The sequence below is a fragment of the Lacicoccus kunmingensis DSM 17847 genome (genome assembly GCF_059568765.1).
Genome location: NZ_JCANUC010000006.1, coordinates 111658 through 135102, shown reverse-complemented (window position 1 = coordinate 135102; position 23445 = coordinate 111658). Strand labels below are relative to the sequence as shown.

24 protein-coding genes are annotated in these 23445 nt (G+C 49.1%); 9 read left to right on the top strand and 15 right to left on the bottom strand.

The features are described 5' to 3' along the window. Window positions 1–16 precede the first annotated feature (16 nt). From BO48_RS08275 to BO48_RS08265, 3 genes are all read right to left on the bottom strand, one after another. Window positions 17–820 (bottom strand): TerC family protein, encoded by an 804-nt coding sequence (locus tag BO48_RS08275; RefSeq protein WP_496366965.1) that lies wholly within the window; start codon window positions 818–820, stop codon window positions 17–19. Between the two features lie 663 nt (window positions 821–1483). Continuing rightward, on the bottom strand, window positions 1484–3046 hold the full coding sequence (locus BO48_RS08270) for a peptide chain release factor 3 (RefSeq protein WP_496366964.1): 1563 nt from the start codon (window positions 3044–3046) through the stop codon (window positions 1484–1486). 19 nt (window positions 3047–3065) lie between these two features. Next, window positions 3066–4553, bottom strand: coding sequence for a UDP-N-acetylmuramoyl-L-alanyl-D-glutamate--2,6-diaminopimelate ligase (locus BO48_RS08265; protein ID WP_496366988.1), 1488 nt, complete (start codon window positions 4551–4553; stop codon window positions 3066–3068). A 144-nt stretch (window positions 4554–4697) separates the two neighbouring features. Between BO48_RS08265 and BO48_RS08260 the strand changes: the two genes are divergently transcribed. Then, on the top strand, window positions 4698–5888 hold the full coding sequence (locus tag BO48_RS08260) for an MFS transporter (protein WP_496366963.1): 1191 nt from the start codon (window positions 4698–4700) through the stop codon (window positions 5886–5888). Between the two features lie 284 nt (window positions 5889–6172). Here the strand turns inward: BO48_RS08260 and galU are convergent, their stop codons facing one another. Both galU and tatC read right to left on the bottom strand, forming a co-directional pair. Beyond that, a complete protein-coding gene (galU, locus tag BO48_RS08255) occupies window positions 6173–7069 on the bottom strand; it encodes a UTP--glucose-1-phosphate uridylyltransferase GalU (protein WP_496366962.1) in 897 nt (298 codons plus the stop codon). A gap of 56 nt (window positions 7070–7125) precedes the next feature. Continuing rightward, window positions 7126–7893, bottom strand: coding sequence for a twin-arginine translocase subunit TatC (gene tatC, locus BO48_RS08250; RefSeq protein WP_496366961.1), 768 nt, complete (start codon window positions 7891–7893; stop codon window positions 7126–7128). 109 nt (window positions 7894–8002) lie between these two features. Between tatC and BO48_RS08245 the strand changes: the two genes are divergently transcribed. Beyond that, on the top strand, window positions 8003–8413 hold the full coding sequence (locus tag BO48_RS08245) for a hypothetical protein (RefSeq protein ID WP_496366959.1): 411 nt from the start codon (window positions 8003–8005) through the stop codon (window positions 8411–8413). A 308-nt stretch (window positions 8414–8721) separates the two neighbouring features. On the opposite strand, the gene BO48_RS08240 is transcribed toward BO48_RS08245, so the two are convergent. Then, window positions 8722–9450, bottom strand: coding sequence for a M23 family metallopeptidase (locus BO48_RS08240; protein WP_496366958.1), 729 nt, complete (start codon window positions 9448–9450; stop codon window positions 8722–8724). Window positions 9451–9597: 147 nt separating this feature from the next. Continuing rightward, window positions 9598–10707, bottom strand: coding sequence for an AI-2E family transporter (locus BO48_RS08235; protein ID WP_496366957.1), 1110 nt, complete (start codon window positions 10705–10707; stop codon window positions 9598–9600). Between the two features lie 204 nt (window positions 10708–10911). On the opposite strand from BO48_RS08235, the gene BO48_RS08230 reads away from it, so the two are divergent. The 3 genes from BO48_RS08230 (at window position 10912) to BO48_RS08220 (ending at window position 13120) form a co-directional block, all read left to right on the top strand. After that, window positions 10912–11637, top strand: coding sequence for an alpha/beta hydrolase (locus BO48_RS08230; protein WP_496366956.1), 726 nt, complete (start codon window positions 10912–10914; stop codon window positions 11635–11637). Window positions 11638–11700: 63 nt separating this feature from the next. Next, entirely contained in the window at window positions 11701–12210 is a 510-nt protein-coding gene (locus BO48_RS08225) for a 2'-5' RNA ligase family protein (RefSeq protein ID WP_496366955.1), read from the top strand. A gap of 304 nt (window positions 12211–12514) precedes the next feature. Continuing rightward, window positions 12515–13120: a CadD family cadmium resistance transporter gene (locus BO48_RS08220; protein ID WP_496366954.1), complete on the top strand. Its 606-nt coding sequence runs from the start codon at window positions 12515–12517 to the stop codon at window positions 13118–13120. A 285-nt stretch (window positions 13121–13405) separates the two neighbouring features. Here the strand turns inward: BO48_RS08220 and fabI are convergent, their stop codons facing one another. From fabI to BO48_RS08195, 5 genes are all read right to left on the bottom strand, one after another. Further along, window positions 13406–14173 (bottom strand): enoyl-ACP reductase FabI, encoded by a 768-nt coding sequence (fabI, locus tag BO48_RS08215; RefSeq protein ID WP_496366953.1) that lies wholly within the window; start codon window positions 14171–14173, stop codon window positions 13406–13408. A gap of 149 nt (window positions 14174–14322) precedes the next feature. Then, window positions 14323–15699, bottom strand: a complete 1377-nt coding sequence (gene mgtE, locus BO48_RS08210; protein ID WP_496366952.1) for a magnesium transporter — start codon at window positions 15697–15699, stop codon at window positions 14323–14325. A gap of 22 nt (window positions 15700–15721) precedes the next feature. Then, window positions 15722–16525, bottom strand: a complete 804-nt coding sequence (locus tag BO48_RS08205) for an NAD kinase (RefSeq protein ID WP_496366951.1) — start codon at window positions 16523–16525, stop codon at window positions 15722–15724. Between the two features lie 23 nt (window positions 16526–16548). Further along, window positions 16549–17169: a GTP diphosphokinase gene (gene yjbM / locus BO48_RS08200; RefSeq protein ID WP_496366949.1), complete on the bottom strand. Its 621-nt coding sequence runs from the start codon at window positions 17167–17169 to the stop codon at window positions 16549–16551. 14 nt (window positions 17170–17183) lie between these two features. Further along, on the bottom strand, window positions 17184–17306 hold the full coding sequence (locus BO48_RS08195) for a hypothetical protein (RefSeq protein ID WP_496366948.1): 123 nt from the start codon (window positions 17304–17306) through the stop codon (window positions 17184–17186). A 145-nt stretch (window positions 17307–17451) separates the two neighbouring features. Here BO48_RS08195 and BO48_RS08190 point away from each other — a divergent pair, with 145 nt between their 5' ends. From BO48_RS08190 to BO48_RS08175, 4 genes are all read left to right on the top strand, one after another. Beyond that, window positions 17452–18042 (top strand): CYTH domain-containing protein, encoded by a 591-nt coding sequence (locus BO48_RS08190; RefSeq protein ID WP_496366947.1) that lies wholly within the window; start codon window positions 17452–17454, stop codon window positions 18040–18042. Then, window positions 18036–18422, top strand: a complete 387-nt coding sequence (locus tag BO48_RS08185) for a globin domain-containing protein (protein ID WP_496366946.1) — start codon at window positions 18036–18038, stop codon at window positions 18420–18422. Before BO48_RS08190 ends, BO48_RS08185 begins: the two co-directional genes overlap by 7 nt. Before the next feature lie 39 nt (window positions 18423–18461). Then, window positions 18462–19259 (top strand): DsbA family protein, encoded by a 798-nt coding sequence (locus tag BO48_RS08180; RefSeq protein WP_496366945.1) that lies wholly within the window; start codon window positions 18462–18464, stop codon window positions 19257–19259. A 186-nt stretch (window positions 19260–19445) separates the two neighbouring features. Then, window positions 19446–20123, top strand: a complete 678-nt coding sequence (locus BO48_RS08175) for a Crp/Fnr family transcriptional regulator (protein WP_496366943.1) — start codon at window positions 19446–19448, stop codon at window positions 20121–20123. A gap of 434 nt (window positions 20124–20557) precedes the next feature. On the opposite strand, the gene BO48_RS08170 is transcribed toward BO48_RS08175, so the two are convergent. Genes BO48_RS08170 through BO48_RS08160 form a run of 3 tightly spaced genes read right to left on the bottom strand, consistent with a single transcriptional unit; the run spans window position 20558 to window position 23445 of the window. After that, a complete protein-coding gene (locus BO48_RS08170) occupies window positions 20558–21133 on the bottom strand; it encodes a hypothetical protein (protein ID WP_496366942.1) in 576 nt (191 codons plus the stop codon). Beyond that, on the bottom strand, window positions 21130–21768 hold the full coding sequence (locus BO48_RS08165; RefSeq protein ID WP_496366941.1) for an SCO family protein: 639 nt from the start codon (window positions 21766–21768) through the stop codon (window positions 21130–21132). The genes BO48_RS08170 and BO48_RS08165 overlap by 4 nt, the downstream gene beginning before the upstream one ends. A gap of 33 nt (window positions 21769–21801) precedes the next feature. Continuing rightward, window positions 21802–23445, bottom strand: a complete 1644-nt coding sequence (locus BO48_RS08160) for a cbb3-type cytochrome c oxidase subunit I (protein WP_496366940.1) — start codon at window positions 23443–23445, stop codon at window positions 21802–21804.

Sequence of the window (23445 nt, the reverse complement as noted above, 5' to 3'; positions counted from 1 at the left end):
TATAGGATTAAAACGCTTATACTTCCACTGATTCGCCGTCGTACGGGTGTTTATTTTTACTGCTGAACCAGCCGACCACAATCACAATGACCATCACTGACCAGAAAATCAGTTTCCAAGTCGTCGAATGCGGGAATTCATGCGGGATGATGTTGATTGCTTCGTGCGCAAGTGCGAGCACCATCAGTTTGACACCCACCCAGCCAACGATGATGAAGGCTGCGACTTCAAGTCCCGGACGGCGTGCAAGGACGCCGACGAACCATGTTGCGAAGAAACGCATGATGATGACACCGACGAGACCGCCAATCACCATGACCGTGTACTGACCTGCGTTGACGCCGAAGAAATCGCCGCCGATTTCAGGCAGTGCGAGCGCGATTGCCGCAGCTGCCAGAATTGAATCGACTGCGAAGGCGATGTCTGCGAGTTCCACTTTGAAAACTGTCATCCAGAAGCCGCTGCCTTTTTTCGGTTCAGCGTCTTTCGCCTTGTCCGCCTGCTCGTCCGCAGGGTTTTTATTTTCATTATTCGCTTTGATTATGCCGTATAAATGCGAGCCTGAGACCCACAGCAGGTAAAGTGCGCCGATGGCCTGCATCCACCACCACTGCACGAGCCAGACGAGTAACAGTATCGCGATCATCCTGAAGACGAATGCGCCAACCAGTCCGTAAAACAGTGCTTTTTTCCGTTCTTTCGGATTCAGATGTCTGACGAGTACCGCGAGGACGACAGCGTTATCCGCTGCGAGCAATCCTTCGAGGACAATCAGGACGATCAGGACCCAGCCGTATTCCAATAATAATGCCATATCCATAAAAGTGTACCCCCTAAGTTTTTTATCCATTCAGACAACAAAAAAGAGACCCATCGCAGAACGTACAAAAGATATTCTTTAGTACGTTTTGCCAAAGGTCTCACGGTCCAACGAATGTGGGCGGCGGATGTTGCCTGCCGGGTTGCTCGTTGTTCACTACACCGGGTCCGATTTATGAAATAAAAGCCGAAATCTGGAGCCGTAATGACGATGTAATGATAGTCTGTTGCTGTTGTTTTCAGTAAATGGTTGTAGCTCTCAGTGCTGCAGTTAAGCCATTTTTACCGATAGGCAAAGACTAGTGTTACTCCCCTTTTTCAAAACTAAATTTTAGTTATTGATAAGGATCTATTCAATTGTCGTTTCATCGATAAATTAAATATATCTGATAACTTGTCGGTTGTAAAGGGGATTAATGAATGAAAACGTTTCCTATTGGTGGTTTGCTGGTTTTCGTTGATTTGGCAGGGGTGAGGGGGGGTGTTGGAGGGTTTTGAGAGGGATGAGACTGGTTTCAGATGCTTATCGGTCGAACCACATCCCACTTGGCCGATAGAACACACCTATCGGCCGAACCACGCACCACTTGGCCGATAGAACACGCGCCCGATGCAAAAACACCCGCCTGACCGATAATGATCATCGGCCGGACGGGTGCGAGAACTACAATAAGCTGTACAATTTGATTTCCGGAAATTTATCGCTGAACCAGCGTGTGGCAAATTCATTTTCGAACAGAAATACCTGATTATCGTAACGGTCGAGCACGAGGTTTGAACGCGGTGAGTTCATGCTCTCCTTGATGTCCTCTTCATTCTCGATCCAGCGGGCAATCTTCTTGCCGATCGGCTCCATCACGACGTCGGTGTTGTACTCGTTTTTCATGCGGTGTTCGAACACTTCGAACTGCAGCTGGCCGACCGCGCCCAAAATCGGCTGGTTGGTATGAAGGGTTTTGTAATACTGGATCGCGCCCTCCTGCACAAGCTGCTCGATGCCTTTATAGAAGTGTTTCTGCTTCATGACGTTTTTCGCGGACACTTTCATGAACAGCTCCGGCGTAAACTGCGGCAGGTTCTCGAACTCGACCTTTTTACCGCCGGCACCATGCAGCGTATCGCCGATCTGATAATTCCCAGTATCATACAGACCGATGATATCGCCCGCATAAGCCTCATCAACGGTCTCGGTATCATCGGCCATGAACATCGTGGCACGCGACACTTTCGTCTTCTTGCCGGTCCGGGCCAGCACCGCATCCATACCGCGCGTGAACTTGCCGCTCACAATGCGCATGAACGCGAGCCGGTCACGGTGTTTCGGATCCATGTTCGCCTGTATTTTGAAAATAAAACCGCTGAAGCCTTCATCTGTCGGTGTCACTTCGGTTCCGGACTCCGTCTTTCTGGCAGTCGGCATCGGCGCGAAATCGACGTACGTATCGAGAAATTCCTCAATACCGAACGTGGATAATGCCGAGCCGAAGAACACAGGCGTCAAATCACCGTTCGAAATTTTCTCCTTATCGAAATCATCGCCCGCTTCTTCCACAAGCATGAATTCCTCGAGTGCCGTCTGGTACGCCTCATCTTCAGTGATCGGGTGTTCACTTTCCAACTCGTAATCGTCGTTCATCTGAAGCATTTCCTCTTCACGGAAAGGATTGATCTGTTTATTTTTACGGTTGATGATACCGAAGAAACTCTGGCCCATGCCAACCGGCCAGGTCATCGGATATGTTTCAATCTCGAGCGTCTCTTCAATTTCCTCAAGCAGCTCGAACGGCTCCTTGCCCATACGGTCGAGTTTGTTGATGAACGTGAAGATCGGAATGCCGCGCATTCTACATACTTTAAACAGTTTCAGCGTCTGCGGCTCGATTCCTTTCGCGGCATCGATGACCATGACCGCGGAGTCGACCGCCATCAGCGTCCGGTACGTATCTTCCGAGAAATCCTCGTGTCCCGGCGTATCCAGAATATTGATCTTATAGCCGTCGAAATCAAACTGCATGACGGAACTCGTCACACTGATGCCGCGTTCCTGCTCCACTTTCATCCAGTCACTCGTTGCGAACTTGCCGCTCTTCTTCCCTTTGACCGTCCCTGCAGAGCGGATTGCGCCGCCGAACAGAAGCAGTTTTTCGGTCAATGTCGTCTTACCCGCATCCGGGTGAGAGATGATGGCAAATGTTTTACGTTTTTTTATTTCATCTTGTAATGTCATTAAAAATCTCCTTGATACTTTATTCTTCCAAATATTCTTTCGGACGGTACTTGCGGTACGCCGCATCCAGTGCAATCAGGTCGTCGCGGTGCGGCACCTTCACATAGTTTTCCATGATCTGATACGGCTCGCGGCCCTTGCACGCAAGCACGATCGTGTCGCCCGGCTCGCTGATGTCAACCGCGTAGCGGATCCCTGCGTCACGGTCGGTGAACGAATGATAATTATCCCCCGCCGCGCCCGCTTCGAGCAATTTGACCAGCATCTCGGGGTCGTCATTCGCCGGATTGTCCGGCGTGAAGATCGCAATATCGGCACGGGAGGCAATCTCGCCCATCTCGCGCGCTTTCGTCGTATCGCGCTCGCCCGTCATTCCGACTAAAAATAAAAGCCGTCCGGCCGCGAAAGGCTGGATGGTATCCATAATTTTCTCCAGCGCATCCGGCGTGTGGGCGAAGTCGATGATGAGATTGACCGGCAGTGACTTATCGAGCACTTCGAGCCTGCCTTCGACCGGTGCCATCACTGCGACCGCTTCGATGATTTTCTTCAGGTCGTAGCCCTGCAGCCACTCGCTGATGATCGCCGCCATCAGATTCTGTATGTTGAACTCGCCGATAAATGGTGAATTCACATGGAACGCGCCTTCCGGCGTATTCAGCGTAAAGTTGAACCCTTCCAGACTGCCGTCGATCTCCGCCGGGTAGAAATCACTTTTATTATCCATGCCGTAAGTAATCACTTCATGCGGCGTCATGCGCTGGTACTGCTCGCTCCACGGGTCGTCGTTGTTCAATACGACGAATTTTCGTTCTTTGACGTCCTGGCCCATCTGTGAAAATAAAAGCCCCTTCGTATAGCCGTAGTCGTCCATCGTCGGGTGGAAGTCCAGGTGATCCTGAGACAGATTCGTAAATATCGCAATATCGAAGTTGATGCCGTACGGGCGGCCGAGCTTCAGACCGTGCGAAGACACTTCCATCGCGAACACTTCCGCGCCTTCCTCCGCCGCCGCGTTCATTCTGTGATGCAGCTTGATGGATTCCGGCGTCGTGTTGACACTGACGTACCGGTCGTCGTTCACCATGAAGCCGTTCGTGCCGAGGTACGCACTTTCCTTGCCCATCGCGCGGCTTAAGCTGTGGATCATCGTTGCCACCGTGGTTTTACCGTTGGTGCCGGTGACGCCGATCATCGTCATCGCCTCATGCGGAAAATCATATATATATTCTGCGAACAGTGCGCCGACTTTCGCAGGATCCTTTACTACCAGTATGCCGGCATCGTCGCCGACATCGTAATATCTGTCGCTGATTATGAATCTGCAGCCTTTCTCCAGTACGTCCGGTATGAACTCCTGACCGTCTGCGAGATGACCTTTTATTGCCACAAAAATACTATTATCATCAATTTCGCGTGAGTCTGTAGAAATCTTTTCGACAGCTACGGGGAAATTGCCGTATGTTTTCTTGATCTTCAACAAAGAAAGCAGTGTTTTCGAATTCAAGTACCGTCCCCACCTTTCAATCTTTATATTATACAATAAACGGCGCCTTTAAAATAGAGATTCGTAAATAAAAGTCTACACAAATTTACAGGGGGTGTGGTAGAATCTCTCTTTGAGAAGCTATAGGATAGATGGTGAAAACTGATGACGGTGAAACGCAAAAATTTATTTTGGAAATATGCAATCATATTATTCATGACGGAGCTCGTCCGCGGCATGTATGTGCTGAGCTATTTGCCGGCGCTGCCTTCGATCGAGGCGATTTCGCTGACACTCGCGTCCGTCGTGATCACGGTGCATTTCGTCTTCGATGCGGCGACGAACGCCTGGCTCGGCTTCATCATGCGGAAAGTCGGTGCGCGGTGGACGATGGCCGGGACGTATCTGTTAATGGCCGCGGCGATGAGCATGATTATTTTGTCGCAGGACTTTTTCGTGCTGCTCATCGCTTCCGCGCTGCTCGGCGTGAGCGTGTGCCCAATCTGGATATTCGCGCTCGCAAACGTTGATGAGTCGACCCGCGGCAAGGACATGGGGTTTATTTTCTTCAGCTGGCTCAGTGGCCTCGGCTCCGGTATGGTCGTGATGAATTTCATTATCGGTGCGGTCGGGGAAGCGGCTGTGGTCGTGATGATCGGCGCGGTGGTGCTGAATTTTCTGATGTACCTCTTTATACCCGGGAAATTCAAGGTCGTTGCGGACGACCGCGGGCCGCGTGCCGGATCGGGAAAGAAGCGGCTGCCTTTGAAGGAGACTATCGTGATTTTGCGCCGGCATATGGGGAATATTCCCGGGATTATGCTGCAGGCGCTCGGTGTCGGTATGCTCCTGCCGGTGCTGCCGACTTATATTACGGGGCTCCTTGAGCTGAGCTTTTTTGAATATACGATATTCATCCTGGTGATTTTTGCGCTCGTCGGGTTCAGCATGACCGTGCTCAGCCGCGGGCTGGACAGTTATTCGTCGAAGTTTACGATGCTGATCATCTGCACCGGATTCTTTGTGTATGCGGTCGGGATCATATGGTTTTCGACGCTTCAGACCGTGTGGATCATTTTCCTGATCGTTGCATTTATCGGACTGTGTTACGGGGTGATGCTGCCGGCGTGGAATAAGTATTTGGCCGGTACGATCATGGATGAGAAGAAATCCGAATCCTGGGGGCTGATCAGCAGCCTGCAGGGGATGGGGGCGATGATTGGCCCGGTTGTCGGCGGGCTGACTGCGGATATTTTCGGTACAGTGACTGCGACGCTCGTTGCGAGCGGGTTGATATTTTTGGTGCTGACCATTTATTATGCCAGTATGTTCGCGAGGAAGCTTGCGGCGAGATGATTGATGTGAATATGGAAACGAAAAAGCCCGTTCCGGCATCTGATGAGATGCCGGAACGGGCTTTATTTGTGTTTGGATTGATTGTTTGTGATTCGCTCCTATCGGCCAAACCATTCTCCACTTGACCGATAGAACAGCGCTACCGGCCAAACCCGCTCTCACTTGGCCGATAGAACACCCCTATCGGGCGAACCCGATCTCACTTGGCCGATAGAACACCCCTATCGGCCAAACCATTCTCCACTTGACCGATAGAAGCCAGCCAGAGGGTGTTCAAACTCACGCTACTCTTTATTTTTCAAATTCTCAAGCGTGGACTCCATGTATTCGATGATTTCATCGCGGATGTCCTCCGAACGGAGTGCGTATTCGATGGTGGTCTTGACGAAGCCGCGCATATGGCCGACGTCGTAGCGGTCGCCTTTGAAGTCCAGCGCGTAGACGTCTTTGCCTTCGTTGATGAGTTCCGCGATCGCATCGGTCAGCTGGATTTCTCCGCCGGCGCCGATGACGCCGCGCCCGAGCTGTTCGAAAATTTCCGGGGTGAGCACGTAGCGGCCCATGATTGCGAGCCTTGAATCGGTCTCGTCCGCCTCCGGTTTTTCATAAAGATCCGTCAGATGATATAAGTCATCTGAACAACCGTCATATTCGACGATGCCGTATCTGGACACTTCTTCGTCCGGCACGGTTTTCACACCGATGATCGGTGAATTTTTACGTTCGAATTCCTCGATCAGCTGGCCGATTGCCGGTTTGCCGTCGCCGTAGTCGACGATGTCATCGCCGAGCAGCACCGCAAACGGTTCGTTGCCGATGAACTGGTGCGCCGTGTTGATCGCGTGGCCCAGCCCTTTCGGCGATTTCTGCCTGACGTAAAATATATTTGCGAGTCCGGTTGAATGTTCAACTTTCTCGAGTAGTTCAAATTTACCTTTTGATCGGAGTGACATTTCAAGCTCCACCTGATGGTCGAAATGGTCTTCGATCGCACGTTTATGTCTGCCTGTGACGATGATGATATCTTCGATGCCCGCCTCGACCGCTTCTTCCACAATATACTGGATGGTCGGTTTATCAAGAATCGGAATCATTTCTTTCGGCATTGCCTTAGTCGCAGGCAGAAATCTCGTTCCGAGTCCTGCGGCCGGTATAACTGCTTTTCTCACTTTCTGACTCACAATAGTACGCCTCCTGCTAATAAAAACTTTAAATTAGATAATAACATATTTCCCCTTTAATTATCCTCTTTCAAACGGTCCCGCGCTTCTTTCCGCTTCACCAGAATGATACTGACTTCATATAAAATGATCATCGGGGCCAGTGTCAGCATATGCGAGAATATATCCGGCGGCGCGATGAGCGCCGTAATGATAAGCAGCCCGAAATACGCAAACTTCCTGACACGCCGCATGATCTCGGAATCCAGCAGTTCCAGATAATTTAAAAATAAAACCACCAGTGGCAGCTGAAAGACGAGCCCCATCGGTATTGTGGTCACCAGCAGGAACGACATGTATTCATCCGCCGTGATCAGCACGTCAAAATTCTGCTCCCCCATACCGATCAGTGAAAAGTAGCTGATCGGATGCACGACGAAATAGCCAAACAACAGGCCGATCAGAAACAAAAGTATCATCAGCGGCATCATAGAGTGCATGATCTTCTTTTCCTTGGGAATTAGCCTCGGTTTCACGAACTGCCACAGGTAAAAGAGCATGAACGGGATGGCGAGGCCGATGCTGAGTGCGCCTGAGGTGCGGAAATAAAACCGTATGACTTCGAACGGCCCCATGACGACGATATCGGCGCCCTTGCCGATGAATGAAAACCACCAGCTCACGGTTGCGAAGATGATGATGAATATGATGGCGATGGTGATGGCCGATTTGATAAGGACCGCCCGCAGTGCTTCGATGTGGCCGGAAAATGTGTCGACGGATTCGACGATGACCGCTTCGCTCGGCTTACTGCGCTTTTTATTTTCTATATTATTTTGAGCCAAAAAAATCACCCACTTAATGAATTATGAAATTTCAGTTCACAATTTTGTAATATTCTTCTCTATACGATATAATGTATGTTAAATACATTGTATATCGAGGTGCATGAATATGTCATTTTTTAAATTGTTGACTTGGAATAACGCCCATATGGATTTGCGTTACCGGGAAAATTCATATGACGGCAACTTGAAAATTACGAACGTTTACCGTGATAACAGAGCACTGGATTATTCTGAAATTAATGATAAGTATGCCTCACAAATTAAAAGAGCACAAGGTGCCATCAACACTTACCGCATGGCGATGCTGATTTTGTTCATCGGGCTGGTACTGTTTCCGGCAATCGTGCTCGGTGTTGTACAAAATAATATTCTGCTTGTGGGTGTCATCGTCATTTACAGCATTGTCGCCTACTTCCTTGTGGAAGCTTACAACCAGAGTGTGATCAACGGCGTCCTGTATGAGATGGATCAGGATTTGACCGGCGGCCAGGGGACGCCGAAGCAGAAGAAAAAATAATAAGATGATTGATTGAGATGAGCGCACCCCTGGGATGGGGTGCGTTTTTTGTGTGTGAGGGTGTTATCCGGCTGATCGCCGCTTCGAGTTGAGATCGAAGCTCCGATAGAGTTCCAACGCCGCTTCGAATTGTGATCGAGGCTCCGATAGAGTTCCAACACCGCTTCGAATTGTGATCGAGGCTCTGATAGAGTTCCAACACCGCTTCGAATTAAGATCGAGGCTCCGATAGAGTTCCAACGCCGCTTCGAATTGTGATTGAGGCTCCGATAAGGCACTCGCGCAACTTGTGAGTGCCTGCAACCACCCTATTTCTTTCTGCCTGAAGTATCTAAAGAAAGTACCTTCCCCCACAATTTACTTTTAGCAAAAGTCACTCCTTTTACCCGCTTTCCTGCCGCGATATAACGGGTCGCGCCCCGATACTGTATGCGCAGCCACCAGTAGCCGTCCTGTCCGTACAGCTTATCGAACGCAACATTGAGCCCGCTTACGAGTACACCGGTCTTCTTCCCCTTCAACCCGGGAGCGCCCCGCACATTGATCCGCTCGCCTGTCCTGAACCGCCCCGTCCACAGCCAGCCATCACCCCCGCCGACATCAATTTTCCTCGCATCAATTCCGCTGCAGACGAAATCGCGCTCACCCGCAATATAACCGTAATTCTGAAACTGGATATGGAGATGGGAATTCATACCCACACCCTGATAATTCGTATTGGACTGATAGCCGACGGTGTCGCCCTGCCAGACTTTCCGCCCGATTTTCACCGGAATATTGCGGCTCAAGTGACCGTAGATCACCTGGATGCCGAGATCTTTATTCGCAACAACGACCGTACCGCCGAAGTTGCCGTACGCACGCGTCCCCGCGGTCACCACACCGTCGCACACCGACGGCACCGGCGCGAGGTGGGATTTCGACAGGTCGTACGCGCGGTGATATCCGCCGCAGTAGCTGTCATAATTGTAGCCGTTCACCGTATAATCGCGCTTCCCCCAGACGCCCGACGCATACGTCGCGGGATCCGACGTCACCTTGAAACCTTGAGAAATCAAATAGTCGATTGGATTCATAATTACCTCCTGAAGTGTGTCACTTCATATATCGACGATTCAACGTTGAAAGTCATTTTTTAGAATAAAAAAAACCTGCCCCACATGTGAGGCAGGCTGGATATTATTTTAATCATCTTTCCTGATATACGGCTGCACGTCCGTCAGCATTGAATTTTTCATCGACTTGCGGTAACGCCAGATATTCTGGATGGTCGTCTTGATGACCGCGTATGTCGGAATCGCAACGAGCATGCCGATGAAGCCTGCGATGTTTCCTGCTGCGAGTACGACCACGATGACTGTCAGCGGGTGCAGTTTCAGTGACTGACCCATCACGTTCGGTGTAATCAGATTACTTTCAATCTGTTGCGCAACGAGTGTGATGACCGCGACCCAGACGAACATGAACGGACTCTGGATCAGTGCCAGGAGTCCTGCCGGGACGAATGCCATCCACGGTCCGATGAACGGAATGACGTTCAGGAAAAGTGCGAGCATACCGAGCAACAATGCGTACTCGAGGCCGATGGCCGTGTAACTGATGTACAGAAGCACACCGAGAATGAAGCTGACCAGCACCTGCCCCTGGATGAATGAACGGAGCGTACGGTCGATATCGTAAAGCAGTTCAGTCATGAACTGTTTTACAGTGCCTTCAAACGGTGACACCATTGCCGGAATGAATTTCTCATGGTCTTTTAACATGAAGAAATAGAAGAACGGCACAAGGACCAGTGTAATCAGCACACTCACCGTACTTGTCAGAATTGAAATCGCATTGCTCATGATATTGCTGACGATTTCCCCACTCTGATCGAGAATGTCCTGGGTGAAGCCTTCGATGTCGACATCAAACGGCAGCTCTTCACGCTGCTTGAGTAAAAAGTCGAGTGCACCCTGGAAGTCACGCTGCAATGCAGGCATGCGCTGCATCAGGTTTTGGACCTGGTCGGATATGACCGGGACGATGACCATTACAAGTATATTGATGACGATCAGTATGATTATGAATATGGATAAAATCGCAACGAGCCTGTTCGCCTTCCTTTTTTCAAGGAAACTCTGGATCGGCTGGGTGATGTAGTACAACAGCCCGCCGAGCAGTACAGGTACAAATATCGTTGCAATGATTGTAAAAATCGGTTCAAATACGACCTGCACCTGGATGACCAGCATAATAATCAGCAGGGTGATGATGATCGCAATACCGGATTGGAACCATGCCTTATTCGCCATCTGCCACTACTCCTTAATCTACGTAGGTATTTTTATAAATTGTATCATAAAACATAACTTTACTGAAAATATTTAACGGACATAAGCTCTTTATTTTCAAAAATTAAAAAAACTGAATTTTATACGTTTATCTGATAAAAGATGGTGATATTTATATAAATAAATTTCATATCTTGGTACAATGACGAATAAGGAGGGGATTTTATGGAGATGACAGCAGGCAAAATTCATACGGCGGAAGTTGCTTCGAAAGTTTGTAATGAAACATTTGAAATACAGTATTATCTGCCTAAAAATTTTAGTGACCTTTATAAACATAATGTGATCATCACTTTTGATTCACAGGATTTTTTCAAATACGGTCAAATTGAAAGGCTCTACCAGAAGCTGCGTGTCGATGAAGAAATCGACCGGGCAATCATCGTGGGGGTGCCGTATCCGAGCGTGGAATGGCGGAATGACTATTTCAGTCCGAACGGGGAGCACCATGAAAATATGGTGACGTTCGTCGGGCGTGAACTGATCAAATGGATAGACAGCAATTTCAATACGCTGAATATGGCGAACTCGCGGGTGCTCATGGGAGAATCACTTGCAGGGACGTTTGCGTTCAGTGTGGCGCTGCAGTATCCGACGACATTCCCGAATGCGGTCGCATTCAGTCCGTTCGTGGATGATGCATTCATCGAGCGGTTCAAGTCGCAGCCGAATCTGCTGCAGCTGAACTTGTATCATACAATCGGGCTCGAGGAAGATGACTTTAAAACCATCATGGGTGAGCAGGCGGACTTCCTGACACCGAACCGGAAGCTGAATGAGTTTCTGGAGACCGAACCGATTGAATATGAATACAAGGAGCTTGAAGGGGGCCACATTTGGAAGACGTGGAAGCCTGAACTGGAGAGCGTCCTCAGACACTATCTCGCCTAACTTATGTATGAAATTTACGTACAATCTGATATAATTGAAGAAATGACACTGGGAGGAATTAACATGAAATTTGGTGTAGCTTTATTTCCATCAAAAGAACTGCAGGATAAAGTAAACAATTACAGGAAAAGATACGATTCAAAATATGCATTTATTCCACCTCACATTACTGTTAAAGAACAATTCGAAGCAGATGAGAGTGAAAAGGATATAATCGTTGATAAGTTGAAGCAAGTGGCGAAAGATCACCAGCCGACGGAAATCCAGATCAAAAAAGTTTCCAGCTTCGCTCCCACTTCACCTGTTATTTACTTTAAAGTAGAACCGAACGAGACTTTGACATCTATTCATGAAGCATTGAACCAAGGGGATTTTTACGGTAAAGATAAACATTCATTCGTGCCGCACTTCACAATTGCGCAGGGCACAACTTCACAACAATTCGAAGACACGTTCAGTCATCTTTCAATGGCTGGAATTGACCATAAAGAAACACTCTACAAACTCAGCCTTGCCTATCAGCTGGATAACGGCATGTGGCAGGTTTCCGAGACATTCAGACTCGGCGAGTAATTTTATATTTGGGCCGCAATCTTGGGATTGCGGTTTTTTTGTGTTGATTTTGAGGGTGGGATGGATGGTGGTGCTGGTTGACTGCTAATGCGTCATCCCGGGAAGCGGGATGCATCGCAAGGCGTTTAATGCGTCATCCCGGGGGGCGCGATGCATCGCGAGACGTTTAATGCGTCATCCCGAGGGGCGGGATGTGCCATTAAAGTATGAAAATATTGCACTCATAATAAGTGATTGAGATACTGAACTGGATAGTAGCTGGATTTCAAAAACCGGCAACCTTTTCAGCATTGGAGATGAAATTTTGATTACAATAGCGCTGACCGCTGCGGCGGTCTATGTCGCAACAGGCATTGATTATATTGTTATTTTAATTCTTTTATTTTCACAGATCAAAGCGGGACAGGCAAAGCATATATGGATCGGACAATATTTGGGGACCGCGATCATCATCGCAGTCAGCCTCCTGGTCGCACTCGGAATCACGTGGGTCGTTCCCGCCGGCTGGGCACTGGGACTCCTCGGGCTCATCCCGATCTTTCTGGGAGTTAAAATATGGAGGCAGGGCGGGGAGGACGAAGACGAAGGTGATATTTTATCGTTGTTCGGCTCCCGTCGGCCGAATCTATTATTTTTGACGGTCGCTTTAATCGTGCTCTCATCCAGCGCCGACGACTTTTCGATATACATTCCATATTTCACAGCACTCAACCTGGCGGAAATTCTCATTGCCAGCATCGTCTTTTTCATCATGGTCGCAGTTTTATGCTCCGTCAGCCACCGCCTGGCCAACATAAATTTCGTGTCCAAAAAAATTGAACAGTACGAGCGCTGGATCGTCCCTATCGTATTCATCGGCCTGGGAATTTTCATCATGATCGAAAACGGTACGTTCACTGCTCTATTCTAATAAAAACCATCAACATTTTTAATGTGTTTCACCATTCAATATTCGCAGCATATTATATCCGCTCCCTATCAGTCAAACCGCTCCCCACTTGGCCGATAGAACGCCCCTATCGGGCGAACCACTCTCCACTTGGCCGATAGAACGCCCCTATCGGTCAAACCGCTCTCCACTTGGCCGATAGGCGCATCACGAGGAGCTGCGCCCAAAACCCGCCAACCTTCATACATAGAAAAACCGGCAGCGCACTCGTTATCGAGCGGCTAGCCGGTTTTTATTTTCATAAGATTATGCTGTAATGTTTGCGCCGGAGTCACAGTGGATGATTTCGCCTGTGATGCCGGAAGCGAGGTCACTGAGTAAAAATGCGACTGTGTTGCCGACCTCAAGCTGGTCGACGTTACGCTTGAGTGGTGCGCGCTCTTCGATTTCTTTCAGGATCGACTTGAATTTGCCGACTGCACTGGAGCTCAGTGTACGGATCGGGCCCGCGGACACTGCGTTCACGCGGTAGCCGTCTGCACCCAGATCAAGTGCTAAGTAACGCACGCTGGAGTCAAGCGCTGCTTTTGCAACACCCATGACGTTGTAGTTCGGCATTGCGCGTTCGCCGCCGAGGTAAGTCATCGTGACTAAACTTGCACCTTCGTTGAAGGCAGTTTTCGCATGTTTCGCAACGATCGCAAGGGAGTACGCACTGATATCGAGCGCAAGCGCGAATCCTTCTCTTGAAGTCTCGCTGTAGCCGCCTTTAAGCTCGTCCTTGTTCGCATAAGCGATTGCGTGGAGGACGCCGTCGATGCCGCCGGTTTTTTCTTTGATTTCAGTGAACGCACGCTCGACTTCTTCATCTTTGGACACGTCACATTCAACGATGACATCATGATCACCTTCAAGGTCGCCGAGAAGCTTATCCAATTCTTTGCGGAAACGCTCGTTCAGAATCGTGAACACGAGGTTCGCACCCATCGCGTCAAGCGCACGCGCCGCGCCCCATGCGATACTGCGCTTGTTCGCAACGCCCATAATGACATAAGTTTTGCCTTTTAAATTCATGGTAAAATCTCCTTTATCCATATAAATAATTTTATCGTTAGTTATTAGTACCTACTACTAATTTACTAATAATGATCCCAAATTGCAACAAATAATACATCCGGTATCTCATGAAAATAAAACCATCACAATCACGATGGTTATCTCCACTACGCGAGGAGCGATGCCATGAACATGTTCGCAAGCGCAAAATATATTAAAAGGCTGATGATATCATTTGCCGTCGTAATGAACGGACCGCTGGCGATCGCGGGGTCGATGCCCGCTTTATCCATGAGAAGCGGCACAATTGTACCGATCAGTGTCGCAACGGTCATTGAAGCGACCAGGCTCAGGCAGACGATCAGTCCGAGTATCGGCTGCTGGTACATCATGATGATGACGATGAATATCGTGATGCCGCATGCAAGACCTGTCAAAAAGCCGGAGCCGATTTCACGCCCGGCGAGTTTTATCTTGCTCGATTCTTTTATTTCCCCGGTGGAAATACCGCGGATCGCGACGGCCAGCGACTGCGTGCCTGTGTTACCCGCCATCCCGGAGATGAGCGGTATGAAGGCACTGAGCAGTACGACCTGTGCGAGCGTGTCTTCGAAAACGGACAGCATCGCGGCCGTGATCATCCCCATAAATGTCAATCCGATGAGCCAGGGCAGCCTTTTTTTGGCCGTTTCCATCGCTGTATCGCTCGTCTTTTCGGTATCACTCATACCGGCAAGTCTGGAGTAGTCCTCCCCGGCCTCTTCGTCGATGACGTCCATGATGTCATCGGCTGTGATGATACCGACTAGGTGGTCCTGGTAGTCGAGTACCGGGAGTGCGAGGAAGTCGTAGTCACGCATGATCTGTGCGACTTCTTCCTGGTCGTCGGACACGAGCACGGAAACGACACGTTCGTTCATGATGTCGCCGATATACTCGTCGTCGTCCGCGATGATGAGCTCACGGAGGGACAGGATCCCGGCGAGCTTACGTTCCTCATCAACGATGAACACATAGTAGATCGTCTCGGATGTCGGTGCGACTTCCTTCAGGTGACGCATCGCTTCCCGGACGGTCATGAGGGACGTCAGGCTGACGAATTCCGTCGTCATGATACCGCCGGCCGTGTCTTCCTCGTAATTCAGAAGGCCGCGGATTTCTTTTGCGTCCTGTTTGTCCATCAGTGCTAAAAATGTCGTCACTTTCGTCTTCGGCAGCTGGTTTAAAATATCGACCGAGTTATCGTACTGCATTTTCCCAATCATTTCTGCCGCGTAGCGTGAATCCATCTGGTCAAACAGTGCATCATAATCTTCGTCGTCAATTTCCAGATTATCGAAGAACAGCGATACCTCTTCCGGTGACAGGATGTGATACAACAGATCTTTATCCGCTTCTTCGAGGCTTACATAAAATTCACTCTGCTCGTAAGTATGGAGTTCCAGGAAGTCTTCCCTGAAGCCGTCAATATCATTTTCTCTCAGCTGGGTGAGCAATGCTTCTTGTTCAATTTCCACTTCAGTTCTTTCTTCTAATTCCGGCATTGTGCCCACCACCTAAATTTGATTAGTTTCTATCTGAAATAAAGGAATCATGGACCCTTTTCCAAAACGGAAACGGTCTGAATCTTGCGAATTTGACTTTCTCGTCCGCGACTCTGAACTGGATCTGACGCACACCTTTATGTACCAGGTTGATGTGGTCGACAGTCATCTTATAAATTTCGCTGTTCACCGGATTCACCTGTGTTGTATGGTGTTTCGGCAGAACAAGCGGTGAGCCGACAGTTCTGAATACGCTGTTGTTGATCGAAGCGATTTCCGTCAGCTGCAGCGCCTCGATAGACGGGTGTATGATCGCGCCGCCGAGGGCTTTATTATACGCAGTGGATCCGGACGGGGTCGACACACAGATGCCGTCGCCGCGGAAGCGTTCGAAATGCTGGTTGCGTATATCGATATCTGACACGAGCGTCGTGCCGTCGTCCGTTCTCAAAGTGGATTCGTTCAGCGCGAGATACCTTGACTCCGCGCCGAATTTCTCGTAAGTGATGATGATTTCAAGGAGCGGATATTCGATCAGCTGGTATTCATCGTTCTGGATCGAAATGATCAGCCGCTCCACTTCGTGTGGCAGCCAGTCGGCGTAAAACCCGAGGTGCCCGGTATGGACACCGACGAATGATGCGGTATCCAACAGATGCTGGTAGCGGTGAAATGCCTGCAGCAATGTACCGTCACCGCCGACCGAAATGACCATTTCGGGGGCGGTTTCATCATATTTCATTTTCATTTCCGCCATATAATTCACCATGCGGTCTTTCAATGCATTCGATTTAGTGTCACCTTTCGACACGATGACAAACTTCATGACATCCCACCTAATCTGTTCATTTATATATTACGTTTCTTGGAATAATATTTTTGTGCATCCTGTATTTCTTCCCTGATCTGGGACATTTCTTCGTCTAAGAGAAATGCCGCTTCAGCTGCATTTTGGAGCCTTCTTCTGATTTCCGGCGGATATTCGCCGGAATATTTATAGTTCAATGTGTGTTCGATTGTCGCCCAGAAATTCATCGCAAGTGTACGGATCTGGATTTCAGCGAGTATGTTGACCGGTCCGTCGATCGACTCCACGGGATACTCGATGATGAGGTGATACGAACGGTAGCCGCTCTCCTTCGTATTTTCCACGTAGTCGCGTTCTTCGATGACGGACATGTCTTCCCGCTTCCTGATATGTTCGCAGATCAATTCGATATCATCGACGAACTGGCACATGATTCTGATGCCTGCGATATCGTACATTTCCTCCCGCAGCCTGTCATACGGTATGTTGCGGGTACTTGCCTTTTCTATAATGCTCTGCACCGGTTTGACACGTGTCGTGACAAATTCAACCGGCGAATATTTACGGTTCAGCTGATAATCTTTACGGATCCCCTTAAGTTTAATCTTCAGTTCTTCGACTGACTGTTGATAGGGCGCAAGAAATTCATCCCATCCATCCATCTAAACGCCTCCAGTTATATCTCTTTCAGTTCAAATGGTGCGCCGCTGCACACCTTTATGGTTGGAACTTCATTTATTATTAATTCTGCCGCTCTCTGAATCCCCTTCAGTATAGCATTTCGTGGTGTTTTCTTCATGTGTTTCCCTTCTGGTGCAGGAGTATTCCGCTCACTGCTGACGCATTTTATTTTACCATAACACCGGAACTTTGATAATCTCTTAAATCTGTTTACTTTACAGTCCATTTTAAATTTTAGATAATATGTATTAAGGAGTGAGACAATGCCGGAGTTAGAAATTGAATTTAAAAATTTGCTGACCGCAGATGAGCATGAGACTTTATACAACACTTTCTTCAAAGCGGAAGAAAAGCAATCATTACTCAACTATTACATAGATACAGAAAATCTGGATCTCAGAAAAAATACACTGCTGCTCAGAATACGTGTGACATCCGGTGCGCAGATGATGACATTGAAAGCACCGACTGAAAAAGGGATTTTGGAATTCAATGCCGAGGTCGATTACGATTTGGAGTCGGTGACTACACTGTCACACGACGACCTCCCTGAAATCATTACCCATGAATTGAACGCGAGAAACATCAATGCACATGAATTGATTGTTTACGGCAGCCTGACAACGGAACGTTTTGAAACGGATTACAAGGACGGCCTGCTCGTGCTTGATGCGAGCGCATTCCTTGATACAGAGGATTTTGAGATTGAATATGAAGTGACCGACTACGATCAGGGCGAAACGAGATTTGACGAACTGCTCGAGGAATATAAAATAGAACGCCGTCCGGAAGTGACGAAGAGTGAACGCTTTTATCAGGTCTTAAGGAAAGAAAAGGATGAGTCCAAATGGTAAAGAAGAACCCGCTGTCCAACCCATATAAAGCGATCGGCACAGAGAAATTATTTGAAATGGTCGACCGTTTCTATTACTATGTTGAACGTGATGACCGGATCAACTATTTGTTTCCCGGAGATTTTAAAGAAACGGCCTTCAAACAGAAGCTGTTTCAAGTCCAGTTTCTGGGCGGACCGAACCTGTATATCCAGGAGTACGGCCACCCAATGATGAAGGCGCGCCATATGCCGTTCGTCATTACACCTTATGCGAAAGAAGCATGGCTTGAGAATATGTATCAGGCGATGCTCGATGTGGATATCCCCGAGGAATTGCGTGACTTTTTATTCCAAAGGTTTACAATGACAGCAAACCATATGGTGAATACACCCGACTAAATTTCAGTCAAGTGTGATTATGAGTAAGGAGGAACTTCGATGGACCGTATGACACAGGAATGGCCGACGGTGCAGCCGACCGATCAGAAGGTTGAGATATTCTATTTCTTCGACCCGTTTTCCGAACAGTGCCGTGAAATGGAACCGATCATCAACAAACTGATCATCGAGTACCGTGGATATGTCACCATTCAAAAGATACTTGCCCCGTCACTGACAGTTTTGACAAAATGTCAGGCACAGTCAACCTCAGACCATGATAATCTCGCACTTGCCTACAAAGCCGCGGAAGTACAGGGCCGTAATAAGGCACGTGCATTCATGCGCTATATTTTAAACCGTATCATGCCGACAAAAAGCATCTGCACTTATGACCATATGTACAAAAGTGCACAGCTTGCCGGCTTGGACGTACAGAGCTTTTTCGAAGAAATAAACTCCAGTACTGTTAAAAGCATGCTGAAACGCGATCTCGCGGTGTATCGTGAAATGGATATCGAGACACTCCCGTCGATGGTGTTCTTCAGTGGTGATATTCACGCAGAAGGCATCAAAGTGGAAGGTGTCTACCCGTATCATATTTTCACGTACATCATCAATGAACTGCTCGAGCTGGATATAGAGAAAAAGCCGCTGCCGAGCATTTATGATTACATCGAATCATTTGAAGTTGTGAGCTTTCATGAACTGAAGACCGTTTTCGAATGGCGCACTGGCCTGCTTCTGAATGAACTGAAGAAACTGAGGCTGCAGCGTCTGATCGAGGAAGTGACGACGGATGAAGCGACGTATTATCAGATCCGGGGCGGCACCCAGGTGCTGAACAACGTCCAGTGAGCCACGTGTGCGGTGGACTGGGTTTTTGGACGTTATGCGTTCATTGCCGGACGGTTTTTATTTTTTAAAGGATGTTTAAGTACTATATAATTTTTAGGCCTGCTGAGTGGAATTTTAACGCTTGGCAGGTTTTTTCGTTGATTAATGTTAATATTAGGGGAATGATTTTTAAAGGAGGAGAGGTTGTTGCTGGCAGATTATTTATCATCCATGAAGATTTTTGAGGCGTTGACGGACTCGGAGATTGAGTCGCTTGCCGGTATTGCGCTCCACAGGAATGTTGAGAAGAGTACGCATCTGTTTCATATGAGTGAGGAGATGACGAGCTTTTTCTTCGTGGTTAAGGGGAATGTGAAGATTTACAGAATCGATGAGGAAGGCCGCGAGCAGATCATCAATTTCTTCGGTGAGCGGGAGATGTTTCCGCATCATGCGATTTTCAGGGCGGATCCTTATCCTGCGAGTGCGATGACGACGGAGCAGTCTGAAATCATTGTTATCGATAAGCGTGAGTTCGAGGATCTCGTGCGGAGCCAGCCGGATATTGCGGTGAAGCTATTCAAATACATAGGAGAGATCATCATCGATCTCCAGCATCGTCTGCAGGAGAAGATTTTGAAGCCGACGGATGAGCAGGTGCTTTTATTGATCCGGCGCCTTGCCCATGCGCACGGGCTCGTGCTTGGTGACGGGCGGCGGGAGATTACTCTGAAGCTGACCAAGCAGGAGATGGCCAGCATGATCGGGCTGACACGCGAAACGGTGAGCCGCAACATCTCCATGTTCCGGAAGAGCGGAATCATTGATATTGACGGTGCCGGGCGGATGATCGTGGATCTTGAGGAGCTGGAGACGTATTTGTGAGCGGGGTTCGTTAGATTCGGGGACAACGCGCCGTCCCGGGGAGCGGGATGACGCAATAGACGTTTAACGGACCGTCCCGGGGAACGGGATGACGTGTTAGTTAATTACTGATAATCCCATCGGGCAAACCACATCTCACTTGGCCGATAGAACACGCCCATCGGGCAAACCGCTCTCCATTTGGCCGATAGAACCCCTCTATCGGGTGAACCACATCTCACTTGACCGATGGAACACGCCCATCGGGCAAACCGCTCTCCATTTGGCCGATAGAACACACCTATCGGGCAAACCGCTTCCCACTTGGCCGATAGAACACACCTATCGGTCAAACCGCTCTCCACTCGGCCGATAGGGCCAAGCTTCACACAAATAAATACATCCAAACATAAAGAACCCGCATATCCAGCACAGGATATGCGGGTTCAGTTCATCTATGCTTCCGAATCATCGCCGAAGTACTGGCTCTGATCGGTGAATAACACGAGCAGCACATACATGATAATGCACAGTACGAAAAATGCGAATCCCCAGCCGACTGTCTGCTGGTCGATCATCAAATAGTTGTTGCATAATGTGCTTTCGGAAAATATATATAGATATGTCATGACCGAGAATATGATCATCAAAATCATGAACAGCACGATTTCGAATGTCTGGGACATCTTCTTCCAGCTGTCGCGTAGCGGCACGCCCGCCAGAAACGGCAGCGAGACAAATTTCCACAATTCGACAAACCATATTTCAAGTGCTTCATCCATCGTCCGCGGGAGCATCCAGTAGAGCAGGATGACGAGGAACAAAACGACGCCGGGCAGGCCGGTTTTATTATATTTATCAAATATACCCCCGACATGCTTCTGAAAGAACGGTGCCATCAACAGCCCTGAAACGAACAACAGCAGCATCTGCATATGCATGTGGAATGCCATGACCGATTCGAGCAGGTCCCTGACCGGCGGCAGAGCGAGAAACATCAGCAAAACCAATCCATACCAGAATTGTTTCATTGTGCAGCGACCTCCTCTTCCTCGACTGATTCAACCGCTTCAACAATCGTCGCAGCAGCATCATCGACTTCCCGGTAATCCAGCACTTCACCCAACCGGCCGTCCGGCTCTATCAAATAAAATGATGTATTATGTTGGAAATCGGTATCGCCTTCAGGAATGACGGTCACTTCGTACATATTCAAAATCTCTTCCAGATCGCCCGCATCCGGCACGCGGAGCATTCTCCAGCTCTCGCCGTCGGCATCGAAGTATCCGGCGTATCTGTCGAGCACTTCAACCGTATCCCGCTCCGTATCGAATGACATGCTGAGAAAGACCAGATCATCGCCGTACTTCTCCATATCGATCATGTCGTACACATATTTCATATTCGATGTCATCTCCGGGCACGCTGTTGCGCATGAAGTGTAAATAAACGTCATGAGCATGTGCTTGCCTTCGAATGCATCAAAATTGTATTCGCGGCCTTTATTATCCACGACTTCGATATCCGGAAACTCCGGCGGCTGGGCTTTCAAGTCCTGCAGCCGCTGGGCCTCCATCGTGAATGCGGAAAATCCGCTTGTTGAGAAAAACAGCAGGAGGCCACCCAAGACTAAGATGACTCCGCTGATTATGAGTTCTTTTTTCATCTCCGGCAACCTCCTTCAATATTAATCATCAAGTTAGAATGTACGTATCGGCGGTGATCCCGGCGGTGCGTTTCCGATGATGTCGACGAGCGGTACAACGTAACCCATCGAGATGATCAGTATCGCAACGATGACCCAGAGCCCCCAGTTTTCCGTCCATTTTGGTGTTTTGTGTGCGTCTTCTTCCTGCTCTTCGACCATCATGAATTCCGTGTGACCTTTCGGTGCCAGGAACATCAGGTGGAAGACGATATAGACGATGATGACGACACCGGCGAATAACAGCGTCCCGCCTGCGCCGAGGAATATCAGGTACGGATCCCATTCAAGCGCGGTCGGGTGCCCGCCGTACGTCGTATATTCCGTACGTCTCGGTGAACCGATGAGTCCGACGTAGCTCATGGAGAGCGACATGAACAGCATGCCGACCGTCCAGATCATCGTCTGCCATATGCCGAGATTGTGAATCTTTTTCGTCAGCACTCTGCCCGACAGATGCGGGATGAGCCAGTAGACGAGTCCGAAAAATGTCAGGACGACTGCGACTCCGACGGTCACGTGGAAGTGTCCGACGACCCATAATGTATTATGGACCACCTGGTTCAGCTGGTTGTTCGTCTGGGCGATACCGCCTGCGCCGCCGAAGATGAATGAAATCATCGCAAGCATGATGGCAAGGAATCTGACGTCATGCCAAGGGAGTTTCCAGAACCAGCCGAGCAGGCCTTTTCCGCCGCGGCGGCGTCCCGTTCTCTCCAGCGTTGCGAACAATGCGAATGCCGTCAGCAATGAAGGCACCGCGATCGCAAGACTCATGAACAAGTGCATGAATTTCAGGCCTTCAGTGAATCCCGGGTCCACAATCTGGTGGTGGAACCCGCCCGGTACGTTCAGGACGACAATCAGTATGATGACTGCTCTTGCGAGCGAGTCACTGAACAGTTTACCGCCGATGACTTTCGGGACGACCATGTACCATGCGGACACCGCAACGAGATACCAGACGTTGACGAGCGTATGCCCGAATGCCCAGAATAAAGTTCTTGTCAGAAGTACGTTGATCGTATCGATCCATCCGAGTGTCCACGGGATGATGTAAAATACTTCAGCTGCAACGAATGCGGAACCGAAAGTGATCAGTACGTACACGCCGACTGCGAAGAAAGCGAACAGCGGCAAGTGCCTGCCCTTATTCTGACGCTTCCATCTGAATGCGCTGATGAATACACCGATTCCCGACATCCAGATATTGAGTACTACAAATACGAGTCCGATATAGAACCATGGATTGGCGGCCATCGGTGCGTAAAATGTGTAGAGCACCGTCGCTTCACCTGCGAAGATCATGATGGCGACGAGTATTGCGCCGAACATGAAGAGACCGTATGCCACCCAGCCCAGGGTCTTTATTCCTTTAGTCAATCCGCCGAGGACGTAGTCCACCGCCGACCATAAGTAACCGTTCATAAATAATGTCGTAAAGGCCAATATTAATAATACGCCGTGCAGCGACAACATTTCGTAGTAGTTCATGCCGCCGACGATTGTCAGGACGCCCGCTCTGTTCAGCCCCTGCAGCAGTCCGAAAAACCCGCCGACGAGGAGCAGAGCGAATGCTGTTGCCAAGTTCGTCAGTGCCAGTTTGTTTGCAGTCACAACTCTAAGTGGTTTCTTCAT